This window comes from uncultured Algoriphagus sp. (assembly GCF_963974365.1).
In the GTDB taxonomy this organism is placed as follows: Bacteria; Bacteroidota; Bacteroidia; order Cytophagales; family Cyclobacteriaceae; genus Algoriphagus.
In genome coordinates this window covers 326,439-344,385 of record NZ_CAXBBX010000003.1, presented here as the reverse complement: position 1 = coordinate 344,385, position 17,947 = coordinate 326,439, and the positions used below count along the sequence as shown (strand labels likewise).

Genomic DNA, 17,947 nt, shown 5'->3' with positions numbered 1-17,947 from the left:
CAATTTAAAAGGGCTTAGGGAGTTTTTGTAGCCTTAATCCAGAATATTTTAGACATGAATCTCTACGGATGAGTCAATATTCAATACTCATAAAAAAGGGGAAGCCTAAGCTTCCCCAGATTATTTATTTTAGGTTTATTTATTCAAAATGCGTTATCATGGTTTAGCAATGATTTGGCTGTCATCCAAATAATCTTAATATCCAAAAATGGACTCCATGTTTTGATGTAATACATATCCAGCTTATAGCGAAAATATATGGAATTGCTAGCATTAGTCTCTCCTCTATATCCTCTTGCCTGAGCTAGTCCTGTGATTCCAGGCTTTACCAGATGTCTGTTTTTAAATCCTTCTATTTCTAGTGAATGGGCGTCGTTTTGGACCAAAATATGGGGTCTAGGTCCTACAACGGACATATTACCATAAATCACGTTGAGAATCTGAGGTAATTCATCCAAACTTGTTTTTCTAAGAATCCTTCCAATTCGTGTTACTCGTGGATCATTTCGAGTCGCCATCTTCAGATTGGCTTCATCGTTAACTACCATAGATCTAAACTTGTAACAATTAAACCGGGAATTATAAATCCCCTCCCGTTCTTGTTTGAAAAATACTGGTCCCGGCGAATCCAGTTTAATTAGAATCCCTATAATTGGAAACAACCACCAACCAATTACCAGCATAAAACTGATTGAGCATATCAGATCAAATGTACGTTTCATAGTTAAGTTAATCCAATTCATATCTTCTGAAACAATACTTTCATTGTTTTCATTGAATAGGGCATTGGTATTAAGGTACAGCTCAGCATTCCCAAAATTTTGGATTAGATAATTTGTTCTCATATTCTTGATTTCGGTTAGTAAAAAATTTATCGTATTCCGATTACTTTGGGCACAAAAAAGGATAAATTATTAATTAACGGACAGGTAAAATATCAACCCTTTCATTATGAGTTCTTTACTCCTTTTTCTTACACTAATGTAGTATCTAATGTACATATGTGAAAGGTAAAGGAGCTGTTTTATCATAAACAAGCCTTATTTGTAAATAAACAGTCAATCATTCAGAATTGTATTTTACTAGTCTTATTAACTTTGATGAATTATTTAGGTCTGGTAAGACCTTATGGAAATAGGATAACAAAGAAGATTTGATTTTTGAAAAGTCTAAAATTTACTTTAATCAGATTTGATTATCTGTTCCCAAAATTTCCCATTGATAAATTGTAGATGAGTTTAATTTTAGGATTAATAGGCGTATTTTCTCTGTTTTGTGAATGTAAGTTAAATTGGAAAACACATTTTTCACTTTGGGAATGCATTTGGAAATAAAATTTCAATTAAGGTTCTATTATTAACTATAGATTAAATAAGATAAACTGGTAAAACCAATAGTATGAATATCACCCAGACCATTATATTGGCTCTTATTGAGGGACTAACAGAATTTCTTCCAGTTTCCTCTACAGGACATTTGATTTTAGCCTCCTCAGCTATGAAAATCCATGAGGATGAATTTGTTAAAACTTTCGAGATTTTTATTCAGTTGGGAGCAATTCTGGCAATAGCTTTAATGTATATCAAGAGGTTCTTTCAAGGCATGAAGATTTATGCTAAACTTTTTGTGGCATTCATTCCTACTGCTATTGTTGGTTTTTTTGCGTACGATTTTATAAAATCATACCTATTTAATCCCATAGTGGTTTCATTATCATTGATTATTGGAGGTATTATACTAATCTGGATCGATAAAAAGGTGATTTCCAAAGAATCGGAAGTCGAATCATTGGTAGATATTCCCTTTAGAAATGCATTTTACATAGGTTTGATGCAATGTCTTTCTATGATTCCAGGTACATCAAGAGCAGCTGCAACTATAATCGGTGGCGTGTTTAATAAATTGGACAAAAAACAAGCGACAGAGTTTTCATTTCTATTAGCAATACCTACAATGATTGCAGCAACAGGCTATGACCTGTTTAAAACCTCCATAAATTTTAATAACCAGGAGATTGTTATGCTTACCCTTGGGTTAGCTACTGCTTTTGTGAGTGCATGGTTTGCAGTTAAGATTTTTTTAAGGATTGTAGAAAATTATGGATTTAAGCATTTTGGTTATTATAGGATAATCATCGGCTTATTATTCCTCTACATAATGGCCTAGATCTGAAAAAAATGCTCTTCTGATTTCCAATAGATAAGAGTGTGGTTCCCTTGTTTGCTGAGAGCAAGAACTAAATGATGGATTCCGGAAATTTTAATCAAGGAGTTGTAAACACGCATTTAAGATTATCTCTCAGACAATTAAGTGTGAATATTACCATTGAAAAACAATTTTATTCATATGATGCAATACTTAATTCCATATCCAGATAAAGCAGGATTTATGATGTAGTAAGCTTGTTAGTCTTGAAACATTGTTTAAATGAAAAGGCTACTTTGATGTGCCCCCAAAAAGTTAGACACTTATTGGGGGCATTTTTAAGTGAAAAAGCAGAAAAAACAATTTCGAATTCCGACTTAGGATAGTGCAAGAATTCATGATGGATCGGCTCTCTTCGGAAAGCATCGGCAAAAAGGAAAACATCATTAGTTCCTTAGTTAAACGTTGGGTTGCCTTTTATAGGAAGTTTGGAGCAAGTGGTCTCCCGCCTTCTTCAAACACTTATACTGACCAATTTCGGTTGCACGTTGTTAGAACACTTAAGGCTGAATTTTTATCTTTATTTCTCGCCTGCCTCCACCTTAATGTGCCTAACAAAGCGACCGTGCTGAATTGAGATCAGGGCCACGATATCCAAGAGCCAGTAGGGTTGAGGGCGCTACGTAAAGGTAGACCCACCACTATGCCTAGAAAGCCTAAACGTCCATTAACCAGAGAAGAACAGCTTCTGGTAGAGCTGGCTAGCCTGAAATCCGAAAATGCTTATTTAAAATAGCTTCAAGCCTTGATTCAATCTGAAAACCAGAAAGAAGAAAAACGCAAATAATTCAAGAATTAAGGCGAGGATATGCACAGGATGAACTCCGAAAACATGTCGGGATTGCGCGGAGCATATTTTATTACCATCTCAAACAACTCCAGAAAAAGGACAAGTATGAGAAAACCAAATTGGAGATCCGCCAGATTTATAAATAAAACAAAGGACGATACGGTTACTGCCATACATAAGAAAAACTTCAGAAGGCTATACTATTAATTATAAGACCGATTATATACTGATGCGGGAACTGGCTATAAAAAGTATTATTAGGGTTAAAAATACATTGCATACAGCGGGGAACAGGGCAGTATAGCAGAAAATCACCTCAAAAGAGATTTCAAAGCTTCTATACCTGAAAAAAAATGGGTAACCGATATCACCGAGTTCAAGGTCAAGGACAGGATCCTATATCTCGCTCCGATAATGGACCTGTTCAACCTTTATATTGTTTCTTTTACGCTAGCCGATAGACCCGCCCTCCAATCAGTAGTGGACATGGTCAAAAAAGCAACTGGGAACAGGCTAAAATTCCCAGGATTGCTGATTCACTCCGATCAAAGATGGTAATATCTAAATCCGCAATGCCAACATCTGCTGGGAGAAAAGGGGATGCTCATCAGTATGTCCAGAAAAGGAGATGGTCTGGACAATGCGGTTATCGAAAACTTCTTTGGAACTCTTAAGTCCGAATTGTTCCACTTCAAAAAAAAACTCCAATCCATGCAAGAGCTCAAAAAAGAGATCAAACAATACATCCACTATTATAACCACCATAGAATAAAATCAAGCCTAAACGGAAAAAGCCCGGTGCAATACCGAGCTTCTTTACTAAATTTAAAACTTTCTTTAACCGTCCAACTTTTGGGGTTAGGTCACTTTGTAAGGTAGCCTTTTCATTTAAAATAAAATTCGACTATCAATGTGCATTTTCATGCCCTGTGAAAATAGATATTGCTGTCATCCAAATTATTTTAAGATCAAGTGCCGGACTCCAGGTTTTGATGTAGTACATATCCAGTTTGTACCTGAAGTAGATAGAATTTGATTCATGAGTCTCTCCTCTATAGCCTCTAGCTTGAGCCAGACCAGTTATTCCAGGTTTTACTAAATGTCTATTTTTGTAACCTTCAATTTCTAACTCATGTGCGTTATTTTGCACCAATATGTGGGGTCTTGGGCCAACTAAGGACATATTTCCATAGACTACATTTAGGATTTGAGGAAGTTCATCTATGCTAGTTTTTCTTAGTATTCTGCCAACTTTAGTAATTCTTGGGTCATTTCTAGTAGCCATTTTCAAATCAGCCTCCTTATTGACGACCATTGATCTGAATTTATAACACCTAAATTTGGAATTGTAAATGCCTTCTCTTTCCTGCTTGAAAAATACAGGACCTTTTGAATCAAGTTTTATCAAAATAGCTACGATTGGGAATAGCCACCAGCCTATTACCAACATAAAGCCAATTGCACAAAAAAGATCAATAAAGCGTTTGATAGTTAGATTAAACCAATTCATGTGATCAGAAAAGATAGACTCATTTCCTTCTGTAAGCTTTTCATTTGAATTGACGTACAACTCAAAATTCCCAATTTTGTTTCGTAAATAATTAGTCATTGTTGGATAGTTTGTTGGCTTGAAAAAATGATAATAGACTATTTTGGGACAAACAAAGGTCTTGTTTATTACTGATTTTGCAAAACACTTGCTCTAATTTTTGTAAATACATAAAATTGTACTTTGTGTTTAATTAATGTTTCAAAATTGATTTTCTCGCACGGGACTCATTTCTTTGAGGCAGTTATCTTGCCATTTTTAAAAATAATCAGTTAGTTGTATCGATAGTCAAGTTTACTTCGTACTTCCTATGATTTTATTTTAACAGTCCACTATGTATTTTGTTTTTGCTTTTTTATCGTCTTTGGTCATTGGAATTCTTTTTTTTCCAGTGCTTATAAGCGTTTTTCAGAGGTATCAAATTTCTGATATCCCTGGAGGTAGAAAAATTCATCACACCAGCGTCCCTTCTATGGGTGGTATAGGTTTTTTTGTGGCCACGGGAATTTCTATGGCAATCTGGGCTTGGGAATTTCCTGCTGTAGAAACTCCCTACCTATTAGGAGGTATATCCATCATGTTTTTTGTGGGACTCCGAGACGATATCGTAGAACTAAGTGCAATCAGAAAGATCTTAGGACAATTGATTGCAGTTATTTTGGTTGTTGTGGTGGCTGATATCCGGATAAAAAGCTTCCATAGTTTTCTAGGAATAGGGGAGTTAAACCTTTTTGTTAGCTATGCCTTCTCCTCCTTTACACTACTTGCACTTACAAATGCATTCAATTTGATCGATGGGTTAGATGGTCTGGCTGGTACCATTGCCAGTATGGTCTTTAGTCTTTTAGGGGTTTGGTTTTATTATCAAGGCCTAAACACTTATTCTATTTTGAGTTTTAGCTTTCTAGGCGGGGTTTTGTCTTTTATGATTTTCAACTGGCATCCTGCAAAGATTTTTATGGGGGATACTGGCTCTCTGACACTTGGGTTTACTATGGGGACTTTGATAATTGTCTTCATGGAGCATAATGTAGGACTTCCTGTAGGCAATAGCTGGAAAATCGAACCTGCCTTCGCTGCTGGGGTTGCTTTAATGATATATCCTCTCTATGACATGGGAAGGGTATTTGTGCGAAGGATTTCTCAAGGAAAGGGACCCATGTCTCCGGATAAATCCCATGTGCATCATTTTTTAATGAGAATGGGATTCAGGCATAATCAGGTTTCCTTGATTGTAGGGTCTCTGCAACTTGCCCTTATAGTCTTGGTGATTCTGATGAAGGATTTCTCAGATAATTTGGTGCTTCCTATTATTGTTGCAATCGCTATGATTTTAGGATATAGATTGGATAGCCTGACTCTTAAATATTTGAAAAAAAGAGTGGCTCTGCAGCCTAAAGTTTTGGAGATCAAAAGAATCAAAATTGGCCAGAGGACTAGGATTCAATTAGATAAAAATGAATTTGAAGATTCAAACGTAAACTTAAATTAGACTGAAGTAATACTGAAGTTCTAGGGCTCGGTCCCTTTTTCAAATCGAGTATCCACGCTTTTATTTGTAAAGGATTCTCTATGGAATTGTAATAGAGAGTTAAGTTCACGCAGCTTCCAATCTAATACGCTACTGATTTATGGTGACAGCTTTGTGTTGGCTCTGGTAATAGCCAAATATTTAGTTTGGGTTTGGGATATCTATTCATTAAAGGTTAGTTTAGTGGGAGTGGTTATCAGTAAATATGTATTACAATTCTTATTTTATGTTGTTTGAAATCTTTTTTTAGTCTTTCGTAACATTTTTTGGTGGTTTGATTTTAGACTGACAATTAAGATTTAGCCTAGTTTAAAACTGCTGACTAAGCTATTATTTTGCGTTATGTATTGTAAGGCTATATAGTTTAAGAATCTTATCTGTCTAGTATATAGTACTTTATGTGAAGATTCACGTGCGCTATTCCAGTTGATTTACTTAAAAATTTACCTGAATTCTCTTAAAACTCACTTTCAATTAACAATTTAATGCCTTGCTTAGGTAGTCATCTGTGCTTCTATTGGAGTTGTGCTGGGTTAAATATTGTTAGTATATTTTGAGCTTCTTAGATAAAATTTTGAATGAATTCTCAAATTCCTTTATCCTTTCCGGTTTTTAATGGTAATGAAAATCAGTATACCCAACAGGCAATAAGCTCTGGGCATATTGCTACGAATGGTAGTTTTATAAGCAGATTTGAGGAGAAATTGTCTACTAGATTGAAGACACATGAATGTGTCGCCTTGAATTCAGGCACTTCAGCTCTCCATCTTTCACTGGTTCTTCTAGGTATCTCATCGGGTGATGAAGTGATTTGTCAATCCTTTACTTTTTGTGCTTCGGCTAACCCAATCGTCTATTTAGGCGCTACGCCTATTTTTGTAGACAGTGAAAAGGATACCTGGAATATTTGTCCTGAATTACTTGAGGATGCGATTCTAAGTAGGTTGGCAAAAGGCAAAAAACCTAAGGCAATTGTGGTGGTTCATTTGTTCGGCATGCCAGCCAAGATGAATGAGATTTTAGAGGTTGCGGAGAAGTATGGGATCCCTGTTTTGGAGGATGCAGCTGAAGCTATTGGAAGTGAATTTGAAGGCAGGCCCTGTGGCACCTTAGGGCAGATTGCGGTATTTTCTTTCAATGGGAATAAAATAATGACTTCTGGAGGAGGAGGTGCTTTGATTAGTACTGATTCTGCCAAAATTCAGCGAGCCAAATTACTTTCAACTCAAGCTAGGGAAGATTTTCCTTTTTACCATCACTTGGAAATTGGCTATAATTACAAGATGAATAATATTTCTGCTGCAATTGGTTTAGCCCAGTTGGAACAGTTGGATATGTTTATTAATAATAGAAGAGCTGTAAATCAGAGGTATAGGGAATTGCTGGAGGATTTTCCAGGAATAGAGTTTCAATCAGAGAGGAAACAATCCTACTCAAACTATTGGCTCACCAGTATTTTGATTGATCAGGAAATAACTGGGTTTTCGAACGATCATTTAAAACTTGCACTATCAAAGCAGGGAATTGAAAGTAGATATCTCTGGAAACCTCTCCATACCCAGCCTGTTTTCAATTTAACACCTTTCTATGGAGGCAATATTTCCGAAGGGTTATTTGAAACTGGCCTTTGCCTTCCCAGTTCTGCAGATTTGACTCTGGAAGATCAAGAAAAGGTAGTGAAAGTGTTACAAGAAGAACTAAGTAAAACTCATAAGTAGGTGCTATATCGAAATTTGTTTAAAAGGGTAATTGACTTCATTCTGGCATTTTTGATGTTCATTTTCCTGTTTCCAATATTCCTGGTTCTTTTTGTCGCCCTGAGTATTCACCATGGAAGTTCACCATTCTTTTCCCAAGCACGTCCGGGTCTAGGGAATAAAACTTTTCAAATATTGAAATTTAAAACCATGAAAGAGCTGGTTGACGATAGGGGCAACCTGTTGTCCGATGCTGATCGAATTACCAAATTCGGAAAATTCGTCAGGAATAGTTCCCTTGACGAGATTCCCCAGTTAATTAATGTGCTTAGAGGGGAGATGAGTTTAGTTGGACCGCGCCCCTTATTAGATGAGTATATTCATTTGTATTCAAATGAACAAGCTAGACGTCATGAAGTAAAGCCAGGAGTGACTGGTTGGGCACAGGTAAACGGGAGAAATGCTATCTCTTGGGATGCAAAGTTCAAGTATGATGTCTGGTATGTTGATAATTTGAGCTTTTTGCTCGACCTAAGAATACTGTTTCAAACGCTTTTTAATGTGATACTGGGAAAAGGAGTTACTCAAAAGGGGCATGTCAGCATGGAAAGGTTCAATGGAAGTCCAAGTGCTGGTTTGAGGAAATAAGCAGCTTTTAAGCTTATTGTAGATTCATTTAGCTAATTACCTGTAAATGTATGGGTTCAATCTGGTTGATGGTCAGCACTGTAAATCTATATTTCTAACTGGTGTACCACCTATTGTTGGCGAAATGATAAATAGATATGATTATCCGCAATGATGCTAGTCACCTTAGATTCTTTACTTGTCAGGTTGGATGACCGAGGAATACCGCACTGGCGGGACAGGCTGAAGGGGGCTCAATTCTTAAGTTTAACAAATCTTACATTGCTTTTGCCTCCATACTGGTAGAAAAGCGGCTATCCATATTTATAAATTTTTTCTGGATTAAATTTACTACTCTCTAAGCTGGCCTACAAAATTGTATTTTTATAAATAAAATACATATATTGGTATTTGAATTACGTAAATTAGCGTTTAATCACCCTCTCGCTTGTTTCTGACTTGCTATCAGAAATAAGGATTTGTTAAAACAATCCCGCTAGTTTAATAAATTCTATCTCAATTTGGATATATTTCTACCATGAGTTTAATCGCCAGACTTACGATCCTTCCTAGATGGGTAATTGCTGTAATTGACGCATTAATTTTATTCTCATCAGCCTTTTGTGCTTTTTTAGTTCGATTTAACTTTAATTGGCAAGAGATAGTCGAAAACCATTTTTTGACTGGCTGTGCAGTGTTTATGATTGTTTCAGTTTTGGTTCTTCGATTGACAAATAGCCAAGAAGGAATAGTAAGACACACAGGATTTAAAGATGGTGTTAACTTATTCAAGTCCTTATTTATAAATTTCAGTCTCCTTTTTATTCCTATTATTTTTTCTGATTCCTTCATTAGCCAGGGTTATTTACTTCCTTCTTCAGTACTTATAATTGCAAGTGTTTTCTCATTAGTTCTTTTGATTTTTTATCGATTAATGGTGAAAGAACTATTTGTTTATTTCAAAAATGAAGGTTCACTCAAGCCGTCGAAAAACGGGGTGATCTTTGGAGCAGGAGAAGCCGGAATCATTGCCAAAGAAGCTATAATGCGAGATAGTAAGAGTCTTTTTAATACGATTGCTTTTTTGGATGATGATCCCAAGAAGGAAGGAAAGCATATTCTTGGAAAGAGGATTTATAAGGGCCTGGATAATCTGGAGAATTTGGCATTGCAGTTTGGGATCACTGAATTGATTATTGCAATTAGAGACCTATCCGTTGCTCGAAAAAACGAGATAATTGATGAGTGCCTTCGCTTGAAAATCTCTGTATCAATAGTGCCTCCAGTAGACCAATGGATAAATGGGGGACTGACGGCAGGAGCAATTCGAGAAGTGAAAATTGAGGACTTGTTGAGCCGGGAGCAAATTGTCCTTGACAACCCTAGGATACAACAAGATTTACAAGGAAAAGTTATTATGGTTACTGGGGCAGCTGGCTCAATCGGATCAGAGCTTTGTCGGCAAATATGTCATTACGAGCCTAAACTGCTTATTTTATTTGATATTGCTGAATCCGCCTTATACGATGTAGAACAAGAGTTTAAAGAAAACTACTCTCATTGCTCAATTAAGATTGTTCTGGGGGATATTCGGAATAAGAAAAAACTAAATGAAATTTTTAAGCTTTTTAAGCCTCAGGTAGTATTTCACGCGGCTGCTTACAAGCATGTGCCAATGATGGAAAATTATCCAGATGAGGCTATAAATTCGAATGTTTTAGGGACGAAAATTCTTGCTGATATTTCTGTGTTGGCGAAGGTGGACAAGTTTGTTTTTGTATCTACAGACAAAGCCGTAAACCCTACTAATGTAATGGGAGCGAGTAAAAGGGCCGCAGAAATGTACGTGCAAGCTTTAAATGAATTCTTAGTTAGGAATCATAAAAGGAGCTATACTAAATTCATAACTACCCGTTTTGGAAATGTATTGGGATCCAGTGGATCTGTAATTCCTTTGTTTAAAAAGCAAATAATGAAAGGAGGTCCCATTACGGTGACTCACCCGGATATTACCCGCTATTTCATGACTATTCCAGAGGCCTGTCAGTTGGTGCTGGAAGCAGGGATTATGGGTGAGGGTGGAGAGATTTATGTTTTTGATATGGGGGAACCCATCAAAATTCTTGATCTAGCAAAAAAGATGATTCAGCTGTCTGGAAAAAAAATAGATGAAGATATTAAGGTGTTTTTCTCCGGATTGAGAGAAGGAGAGAAGCTGTATGAGGAATTGCTCAATGATTTTGAAACCGTCAAAATTACGCACCACCCTAAAATCAAAATTGCTCAGGTACTCCCATCCTCTTATCACAAAATTGACGGTCAAATAGAGCTATTCATGGAATTGGTTTCCAAAAAATCAGAGAATGAATTGGTGTCGCACTTGAAAGTGATTGTTCCTGAATTTATCTCCAACTCATCGAGATTTGAGGTGCTGGATAGATTGAATTAGGTGGTCAACCCCTTACATCCTTACTGTTTCCCCGCTAGATACTCCCTAGATACCCCGTACATACCCGCATGATAAAGGCATGATAAAGGCATGATACTTTGGGTTACCTTTATTTACGCTTTTACAGTAGACTATCCAATGCTTGTGTAATCCTCTCTGCCTATGCTCCTGTGATTCCCCCCGCCTATGTTCGTTTCATTACGAACATTTCACTATTCAAAATTTTAATTACGAAAGCTACTACTCCTGCCAATTTCCACTGAGACTGCGACTGGCCACTGAAAACTTCCTTCTCACTTAAGAAAACACTACATTTGCAGACCCATTTAAGGATAAATACCTTACTTTATGAAGCAAGAATTTACATTACAATTGAGTCCTCAAGAGGCTTATGATCCGGAAGTTTTTCAGGAAGTAGTTAGAAAAAAGGCTGGGCTGCCCTCAAACTCAAGTGAAGCAATCGCACGCCAAGTAAAGCGCTCGATTGATGCTAGGGGAAGAAATGTCAAAGTAAATATTCAGGCTGAACTTTTTATTAAAGAAACGCCTCCTGCACTGCTAGACCATCAGCCAGAATATAAAAATGTAAGTAGCGCGGATCCAATAATTATTGTGGGAGCTGGGCCTGCAGGTCTTTTTGCTGCATTGCGAGCGATTGAACTTGGAGTAAAACCTATACTAATCGAGAGAGGCAAGGATGTGAGGGCAAGGAGAAGGGATCTTGCAGCTATCAACAAAGAACATATCGTAAATCCTGATTCTAATTATTGTTTTGGTGAAGGTGGAGCGGGAACCTATTCTGACGGGAAGCTTTATACACGTTCCAAAAAGCGTGGAGATATCCGCAGAATCATGGAGATTCTGGTGGCACATGGGGCAACAGAAGAAATTCTGGTCGACGCACACCCTCATATTGGTACTAATAAGCTTCCAAAACTCGTAGAAGATCTTCGTGAAAGTATTCTCCAATTCGGTGGAGAGGTTTTGTTCGAAACGCGGGTTGAAGATTTTATTTTGGATGGAAATGAGATGAAAGGAGTAGTCACTCAAACTGGAGAAAAACTCACAGGTAGAGGTGTGATACTTGCCACAGGCCACTCGGCAAGAGATATTTTTCATCTGCTTCACAACAAGAAAATCACGGTAGAAGCAAAGCCCTTTGCGCTGGGCGTTCGAATCGAGCATAGCCAAAATTTGATTGATAGCATTCAATACAATTGTGGTTTGGACCGTGGGCCATACCTTCCAGCTTCTGCCTATTCTCTGGTTTATCAGACAGAGTTTAAGAAAAAGCAGCGGGGAGTTTTTAGCTTTTGTATGTGTCCGGGTGGATTTATTGTACCTGCTGCGACTGGGCCTGGTGAATTGGTTGTAAATGGTATGAGCCCAAGTCGTAGAGATGGGAAGTTTGCTAATTCTGGAATAGTAGCTTCCGTTGAATTGGAAGACCTGCCAGAATATCAAAAGTTTGGGCCCCTGGCTGCAATGGAATTCCAGGCGGATGTAGAGAAAAAAGCATGGGAAGCTGGTGGTAGAACTCAGGTGGCACCAGCCCAGCGAATGATTGATTTTGTCAACAAAAAGGTGAGCTCAAGTTTGCTTGATACTTCATATCAACCGGGTTTGAATTCTGTAGAAATGAGAGATGTTTTGCCTGACTTTATTTCAGAACGGTTGGCAATGGCTTTTAAAGCCTTTGGTCAAAAAATGAAAGGTTATTATACAAATGAATCCCAGTTGATCGGCTTGGAAAGTAGGACCTCTTCGCCAGTGAGAATTCCCAGAGATCGGGAATCATTTGAGCATGTACAGATCAAGCGATTGTACCCATGTGGTGAAGGAGCTGGTTATGCAGGTGGTATTGTATCTGCTGCCATGGATGGGGAAAGATGCGCAGAGAGATTAATTGAAACTTACGTAAAGTGACCCAATGTATGGGCGAATAATTATTCGCCCATATGCAGTTTGTAGGGGCGAATCATTATTCGCCCTTACCTAGAAATCTGCATCCCCTAGTTTGTGCCACGAATACCGTCGTAATAAACCACACATTTAGAAAGCAAAACATATTTATGCCATTCGTGATGACACGAACGGCGGCGTGAATTAAAATCTTGGTAAGTACTTGAATTTGGAGACTACGTTGGGGAGTAAATTTCAAATTTCAAATTTTTGATTTCAGATCTCAACTCTCAAATTCACTTTACCCTAGCCAAGCTGACCAAGGAATTCTGCTGAGAATCAACACCAATCCAATAGCATACATCATGTAGATACTTCTAAACCTACCTCGTGATGCTCCAGGTTTTTTAGCGCGGATATAGCCAATTGAGATAACCACGATTGCAATGATATTGATCAAGGGATGCTCCAAAGCAACTAATCTCGCTGCTGGATCAGACATCGCCGAACCTGATTTAAGCATTTCCAATCCTAATGGGCTTAAGAAATATAAAATCAACCCTACCAATAACTGGATATGGGAAAGTATAAAAGCTATCAAACCGATTTTTCTGTCTTTCTCCGTGAATTCCCGATTGGAAAGAGACCCAATAAGCATGTAAATAATGACTACTACCAAAGCAAGCAAAGCGAGGTAGGCGATTCCTGAATGAAGATGTTGTATTCCTGTGTACATAGTAAGTTAAATTGACTGAACGAAAATAGGGTAAAAGCCGATAGAATCCCCGAATTACTCCACAAAAAGCACCAAGCCTTTTAGGTATTCCGTTTCTGGGTGGAAAATATTAATTGGATGATCTGCCGGCTGAGTTACTTGATGCAGGATTTTAACTTGTCTGCCACATTCCAATGCCGCGGCTGTGATGGTGTTACGGAAAAGTGCTTTGTCCACCACCTGACTACAAGAGAAAGTAAAGAGGATTCCACCTGATTTGATCTTCTTCAAAGCCTCAGCATTTAGACGCTTATAAGCCTGCACAGCATTGTGCCGGGCTTTCAGATTTTTGGCAAAGGCTGGTGGATCCAGAACGATCACATCGTAGTCATCGCCGATTTCACGGATGTATTTGACCACATCAGCAACTTTAGATTCATGCTTTCCTTTGATTTCCGGATTGAGTTGAATGTTCTCTTCAGTGAGTTCTATTGCTTTTGGTGAAATATCTACTGAGTGTACTTCTGCAGCACCTTCCTGTAGAGCCAAGACTGAAAATCCTCCCGAATAGCAGAAGGTATTCAGAACTTTTTTTCCTGTGGAATAGGAGGCAAGCAACTTTCTGTTTTCCCGTTGATCTATGAAAAAACCTGTTTTCTGCCCTTTTTCCCAATCAATCTTATAAGTCGCTCCATACTCCTGAACCAAGTCAGTTTTTGGTTCGCCCAACACCCATTCATTGGAAGTGATGCCGAGATTCTTAGGAAGTGTTTCTGCACTTTTATCATAAACACCCGAGATTTCATCTCCGTAAGCATTCTTTATCGCTTGGGCGATTTCCTTCAAATGCGCATGCATTCCGATTTGATGTGCTTGAATAACTGCAGTTCCATTGTAGAAATCTACAATCAAACCTGGTAGCAAATCTCCTTCACCATGTACTAATCTATACACGTTAGTTTCTTCATTCTCAGTAAGTCCTAGGCTTTTTCGTAAAGAAAGAGCTGAAGCAATTTTCTCATTCCAAAACTCCTGATCGATTTCTCTTTCCTCAAAGGAAATAATTCGAACCATGATAGAACCTTCAGCAAAATGTCCTATTCCTAAAAACTCATCTTTGGAAGAGTATACTGCTACTAATTGTCCATTTTCTAGGTTTGCGTCTTTCTGGAAAATAGCACCTGAAAACACCCAATGATGGCGTCTTTTCAGAGAAATCTCTTTTCCGTGTTTGAGGATGATTTTAGGATAGTTCATACGATACTTCAGTTTTGTTGGGGAAAAGCAAGCTTCCAGCCATCATAGCGATGGCATTGGCAAGCAATCCGTAAATGTGAGAAGAAATTTCCGGCTCAAAATTGTCTATAATCAAATAGGTAAGCATACCAATGATCATGGATAAGATGGCTCCGACTTTGGAAGACTTTTTCCAATATAATCCCGTCGTCAAAGGGATGAAAAGAGAAACCAATAAGAGAATAGATGCTCCTGCTACGAGCTCATAAATATTTGAATCTTGCAAAGCCATTACCACGGAGACAACAGTCACCGCTAGTACACTGCATCTTAAAATCCAGAGTAGATGTTTATCTGTAAGTTTGCCCTTGAAAAGTGGCTTGATTAGGTTTTCTGAAATCAAGGCTGCAGGCGCTAAGACTCCTGAACTTGCTGTACTCATAATCGCAGAGATTAATGCTCCAAAAAAGATAATCTGCACAGGTAATCCTCCATGAGCCAAAACCATGGAAGGCAGCAGCATTTGCTGATTTTCTAAATAAAGTTCTGGGTAAAGAGCCTTTGCGCCTAGCGCAATGAATAAAGGCAAAAGCCCGAAGGTGAGGTAAAAACCACCAGCCAAATAAGTTGATTGAACGGCAACCTTTTCAGATTTGGACGACATCACCCGCTGGTAAATGTCCTGACTTGGAATACTTCCCAATCCGAGAATAATCCAGGCTCCGAAGTAATTGATCCATGAATTAAATCCTGCGTCTGGAAAGAATTGGAAACTTTCTGCAGGAGCAGAATCTAAGATAACACTAACTCCTCCAGCTTCACGGGTTACTAATACTGAAACAACTATCAGTCCCAACACTATCATCAAAGTCTGAATAAAGTCAGTTATAGAAATAGCCCACATACCTCCTAGGAAAGTATAGATTAAGACAATACTTGCTGCGATTAAGATACCTTCGGTCAAGGTCAATCCCGTGACAGTGCTCAAGATTAGACTTAATGCCACCAATTGGGCTGCTACATATCCAAAGAAAACAGGAACCATAAATACGGTGGAGAGGAATTCCACTTGTTTCCCATAGATCCTTTTGAATACATCTCCAATGGTAAGCACTCCCATACGATACATGGGACGTAGGTAAAACATGCCAAAAAGTACTAAGCATAGTGCTCCTCCGAAAGGATCTTCCATCACCCCTTGAAGACCTTCATCCAAGTAAACAGATGAAGCTCCAAAGATGGTCTCCGATCCAAACCAGGTGGCAAAGAGGGCAGAAGCAGAAAGAAATAAAGGGAGCGAACGACCTGCCAAAACAAAGTCATTCGATCCCTTTACGAATTTTGAAGCCCAAGCTCCGATGGCGATTGTGATCGCCAGATAAATTATGATTGCAGTGAGTAGCAACTACCTTCGGTTACTTGGATGCATACATTTTCTCCCTCAAAGCCTTGATTTCTTCACTTTCCAGGTAATCATCATAAGGCATTCTTCGATCTATTGTTCCATTTGGCGTGAATTCCACAATTCTATTGGCAGAAGACTGAACGAAAGCATGGTCATAAGATGACATCAATACCGTGCCTGTGTATTCTATGATTGCATTGTTAAATGCTGTAATCGATTCTAGATCCAAGTGGTTGGTAGGCTCATCCATTACCAGAAGGTTTGGATTCTGTAGCATCATCTTAGAGATCATACAACGAACTTTTTCCCCTCCCGAAAGTACCGAACACTTTTTCAAAGATTCCTCACCTGTGAAAAGCATTCTTCCTAAGAATGTTCTCACATAAGCTTCTTCCTGATTACCTGAAAATTGTCTTAGCCATTCGATTAATGAAAGATCGGACTTGAAATATTCAGAGTTATCGTTTGGCAAATAAGCTTTGTTGATCGTAACACCCCATTTGAAGCTTCCTTTGGATGCAGGGATTTCCTCCATGATTACCTGGAAGAATTTGTTTACAGCCTGCTTGGTTTTAGAGATAAAAGCGATTTTGTCGCCTTTGTCCACCATCAAGTTTACGTCTGTAAAGTATGTCACTCCGTCAGCTTTCAACTCAAGGTTCTCTGTCATGAAAATCTGATCGCCGGCTTCTCTTTCAGGTTTGAAAATGATACCAGGATATTTTCTCATCGATGGTTCGATCTCATCGATGTTCAGCTTTTCGATCATCTTCTTACGCGCTGTCGCCTGCTTTGACTTAGCCACATTAGCAGAGAATCGATCGATAAATGCCTGCAATTCCTTTTTTTTATCCTCAGCCTTCTTATTAGAATCCGAACGCTGCTTCAATGCAAGTTGGGAAGATTCGTACCAGAAGGTATAGTTACCTGAGTAGATTTTGATTTTCCCAAAGTCAATATCCACAATGTGTGTAGAAACTGAATCAAGGAAGTGTCTATCGTGGGAAACGACGATCACCAAGTTTTTGAAATCAAGCAGGAAATTCTCCAGCCATTCTATGGTAGATGCATCCAAATCATTGGTAGGCTCATCGAGAATCAAAATATCAGGATTACCAAAAAGTGCCTGCGCTAAGAGAACTCTTACCTTTTGGTTACCGGCAAGATCCTTCATTTGCATGTAATGCAAGTCTTCGGTAATCCCCAAGCCTGAAAGTAATGCTGCTGCATCAGACTCAGCATTCCATCCATCCATCTCAGCGAAGTCTGCTTCCAACTGGGATGCACGCAAACCATCCTCTTCAGAGAAATCCTCCTTCATATAGATGGCGTCTTTTTCCTCCATGATGGCATACAGGGTCTTGTGACCCATAAGGACCGTTTTCAGGACTTCTACCTCATCAAAGCCGAAGTGGTTTTGACTCAATACAGCCATACGCTGACCCGGAGTGATGCTGATACCACCGCTGGTACTTTCCATTTCTCCTGAAAGGATTTTCAAAAAAGTTGACTTTCCAGCTCCGTTTGCACCGATTACACCATAGCAATTGCCAGGGTTGAATTTCAGCGAGACCTCGTCGAAAAGTGTTCGTTTGCCAAATTTGAGTGATAAATTATCTACTGATATCATAATAGGGTTTTCTTCTTTTTTGGAGGCGCAAAGATAGGAATTAAATAATTGAAGACTCAGGGATTTGCAAGGTTTTGGGGTTCAAGTAGGTGCTTTGTGTCAGATGGCGTGTAATATTTTTTTCAGTTAGCTATATTGGGTAATTAAATCGTTTTTAAACTTTGAATGAGGGGATTTTACCGGCTTCTTTATTTAGTTCTATTCTTACACT

General features: G+C 38.4%; 13 protein-coding genes. 6 read left to right on the top strand and 7 right to left on the bottom strand.

Translation table 11 applies throughout. From position 1 onward, the window contains the following. Nucleotides 1-143 precede the first annotated feature (143 nt). Entirely contained in the window at nucleotides 144-845 is a 702-nt protein-coding gene (locus AACZ87_RS05975) for a sugar transferase (RefSeq protein ID WP_339865783.1), read from the bottom strand. Nucleotides 846-1,398: 553 nt separating this feature from the next. Here AACZ87_RS05975 and AACZ87_RS05970 point away from each other — a divergent pair. Next, nucleotides 1,399-2,166, top strand: coding sequence for an undecaprenyl-diphosphate phosphatase (locus AACZ87_RS05970; RefSeq protein WP_339865782.1), 768 nt, complete (start codon nucleotides 1,399-1,401; stop codon nucleotides 2,164-2,166). Between the two features lie 1,390 nt (nucleotides 2,167-3,556). Here AACZ87_RS05970 and AACZ87_RS05965 read toward each other — a convergent pair. Both AACZ87_RS05965 and AACZ87_RS05960 read right to left on the bottom strand, forming a co-directional pair. Next, on the bottom strand, nucleotides 3,557-3,760 hold the full coding sequence (locus tag AACZ87_RS05965) for a hypothetical protein (RefSeq protein WP_339865781.1): 204 nt from the start codon (nucleotides 3,758-3,760) through the stop codon (nucleotides 3,557-3,559). Nucleotides 3,761-3,902: 142 nt separating this feature from the next. Further along, nucleotides 3,903-4,604 (bottom strand): sugar transferase, encoded by a 702-nt coding sequence (locus AACZ87_RS05960; RefSeq protein WP_339865780.1) that lies wholly within the window; start codon nucleotides 4,602-4,604, stop codon nucleotides 3,903-3,905. A gap of 274 nt (nucleotides 4,605-4,878) precedes the next feature. Here AACZ87_RS05960 and AACZ87_RS05955 point away from each other — a divergent pair, with 274 nt between their 5' ends. The 5 genes from AACZ87_RS05955 to AACZ87_RS05935 all read left to right on the top strand — a co-directional run bounded on the left by AACZ87_RS05955 (nucleotide 4,879) and on the right by AACZ87_RS05935 (nucleotide 12,774). Continuing rightward, a complete protein-coding gene (locus AACZ87_RS05955; protein ID WP_339865778.1) occupies nucleotides 4,879-6,036 on the top strand; it encodes an MraY family glycosyltransferase in 1,158 nt (385 codons plus the stop codon). 617 nt (nucleotides 6,037-6,653) lie between these two features. Then, nucleotides 6,654-7,793 carry an aminotransferase class I/II-fold pyridoxal phosphate-dependent enzyme gene (locus tag AACZ87_RS05950; protein ID WP_339865776.1) on the top strand — a complete coding sequence of 380 codons (1,140 nt, stop codon included), beginning with the start codon at nucleotides 6,654-6,656 and terminating at the stop codon, nucleotides 7,791-7,793. Next, nucleotides 7,794-8,420 carry a sugar transferase gene (locus AACZ87_RS05945; RefSeq protein ID WP_339865774.1) on the top strand — a complete coding sequence of 209 codons (627 nt, stop codon included), beginning with the start codon at nucleotides 7,794-7,796 and terminating at the stop codon, nucleotides 8,418-8,420. Between the two features lie 517 nt (nucleotides 8,421-8,937). Next, nucleotides 8,938-10,848, top strand: a complete 1,911-nt coding sequence (locus AACZ87_RS05940; RefSeq protein ID WP_339865772.1) for a nucleoside-diphosphate sugar epimerase/dehydratase — start codon at nucleotides 8,938-8,940, stop codon at nucleotides 10,846-10,848. 348 nt (nucleotides 10,849-11,196) lie between these two features. Next, nucleotides 11,197-12,774 (top strand): FAD-dependent protein, encoded by a 1,578-nt coding sequence (locus AACZ87_RS05935; protein ID WP_339865770.1) that lies wholly within the window; start codon nucleotides 11,197-11,199, stop codon nucleotides 12,772-12,774. A gap of 277 nt (nucleotides 12,775-13,051) precedes the next feature. Here the strand turns inward: AACZ87_RS05935 and AACZ87_RS05930 are convergent, their stop codons facing one another. Genes AACZ87_RS05930 through AACZ87_RS05915 form a run of 4 tightly spaced genes read right to left on the bottom strand, consistent with a single transcriptional unit; the run spans nucleotide 13,052 to nucleotide 17,736 of the window. Then, the gene (locus AACZ87_RS05930; RefSeq protein ID WP_339865768.1) at nucleotides 13,052-13,486 is read right to left on the bottom strand and encodes a hypothetical protein; all 435 of its coding nucleotides are present in this window, start codon (nucleotides 13,484-13,486) and stop codon (nucleotides 13,052-13,054) included. 54 nt (nucleotides 13,487-13,540) lie between these two features. Continuing rightward, nucleotides 13,541-14,722, bottom strand: a complete 1,182-nt coding sequence (locus AACZ87_RS05925; RefSeq protein ID WP_339865766.1) for a class I SAM-dependent rRNA methyltransferase — start codon at nucleotides 14,720-14,722, stop codon at nucleotides 13,541-13,543. Beyond that, nucleotides 14,709-16,106 (bottom strand): sodium:solute symporter family protein, encoded by a 1,398-nt coding sequence (locus tag AACZ87_RS05920; protein ID WP_339865764.1) that lies wholly within the window; start codon nucleotides 16,104-16,106, stop codon nucleotides 14,709-14,711. The genes AACZ87_RS05925 and AACZ87_RS05920 overlap by 14 nt, the downstream gene beginning before the upstream one ends. Before the next feature lie 10 nt (nucleotides 16,107-16,116). Further along, a complete protein-coding gene (locus AACZ87_RS05915; protein WP_339865763.1) occupies nucleotides 16,117-17,736 on the bottom strand; it encodes an ATP-binding cassette domain-containing protein in 1,620 nt (539 codons plus the stop codon). Nucleotides 17,737-17,947 lie beyond the last annotated feature (211 nt).

What these genes read in the sequence shown, in the direction of transcription:
- AACZ87_RS05965 (WP_339865781.1), bottom strand. Translation starts at nt 3,760, where the DNA reads ATGGTGGTTATAATAGTGGATGTATTGTTTGATCTCTTTTTTGAGCTC.
- AACZ87_RS05935 (WP_339865770.1), top strand. Translation starts at nt 11,197, where the DNA reads ATGAAGCAAGAATTTACATTACAATTGAGTCCTCAAGAGGCTTATGAT.
- AACZ87_RS05915 (WP_339865763.1), bottom strand. Translation starts at nt 17,736, where the DNA reads ATGATATCAGTAGATAATTTATCACTCAAATTTGGCAAACGAACACTT.
- AACZ87_RS05930 (WP_339865768.1), bottom strand. Translation starts at nt 13,486, where the DNA reads ATGTACACAGGAATACAACATCTTCATTCAGGAATCGCCTACCTCGCT.
- AACZ87_RS05970 (WP_339865782.1), top strand. Translation starts at nt 1,399, where the DNA reads ATGAATATCACCCAGACCATTATATTGGCTCTTATTGAGGGACTAACA.
- AACZ87_RS05950 (WP_339865776.1), top strand. Translation starts at nt 6,654, where the DNA reads ATGAATTCTCAAATTCCTTTATCCTTTCCGGTTTTTAATGGTAATGAA.
- AACZ87_RS05925 (WP_339865766.1), bottom strand. Translation starts at nt 14,722, where the DNA reads ATGAACTATCCTAAAATCATCCTCAAACACGGAAAAGAGATTTCTCTG.
- AACZ87_RS05955 (WP_339865778.1), top strand. Translation starts at nt 4,879, where the DNA reads ATGTATTTTGTTTTTGCTTTTTTATCGTCTTTGGTCATTGGAATTCTT.
- AACZ87_RS05940 (WP_339865772.1), top strand. Translation starts at nt 8,938, where the DNA reads ATGAGTTTAATCGCCAGACTTACGATCCTTCCTAGATGGGTAATTGCT.
- AACZ87_RS05960 (WP_339865780.1), bottom strand. Translation starts at nt 4,604, where the DNA reads ATGACTAATTATTTACGAAACAAAATTGGGAATTTTGAGTTGTACGTC.
- AACZ87_RS05975 (WP_339865783.1), bottom strand. Translation starts at nt 845, where the DNA reads ATGAGAACAAATTATCTAATCCAAAATTTTGGGAATGCTGAGCTGTAC.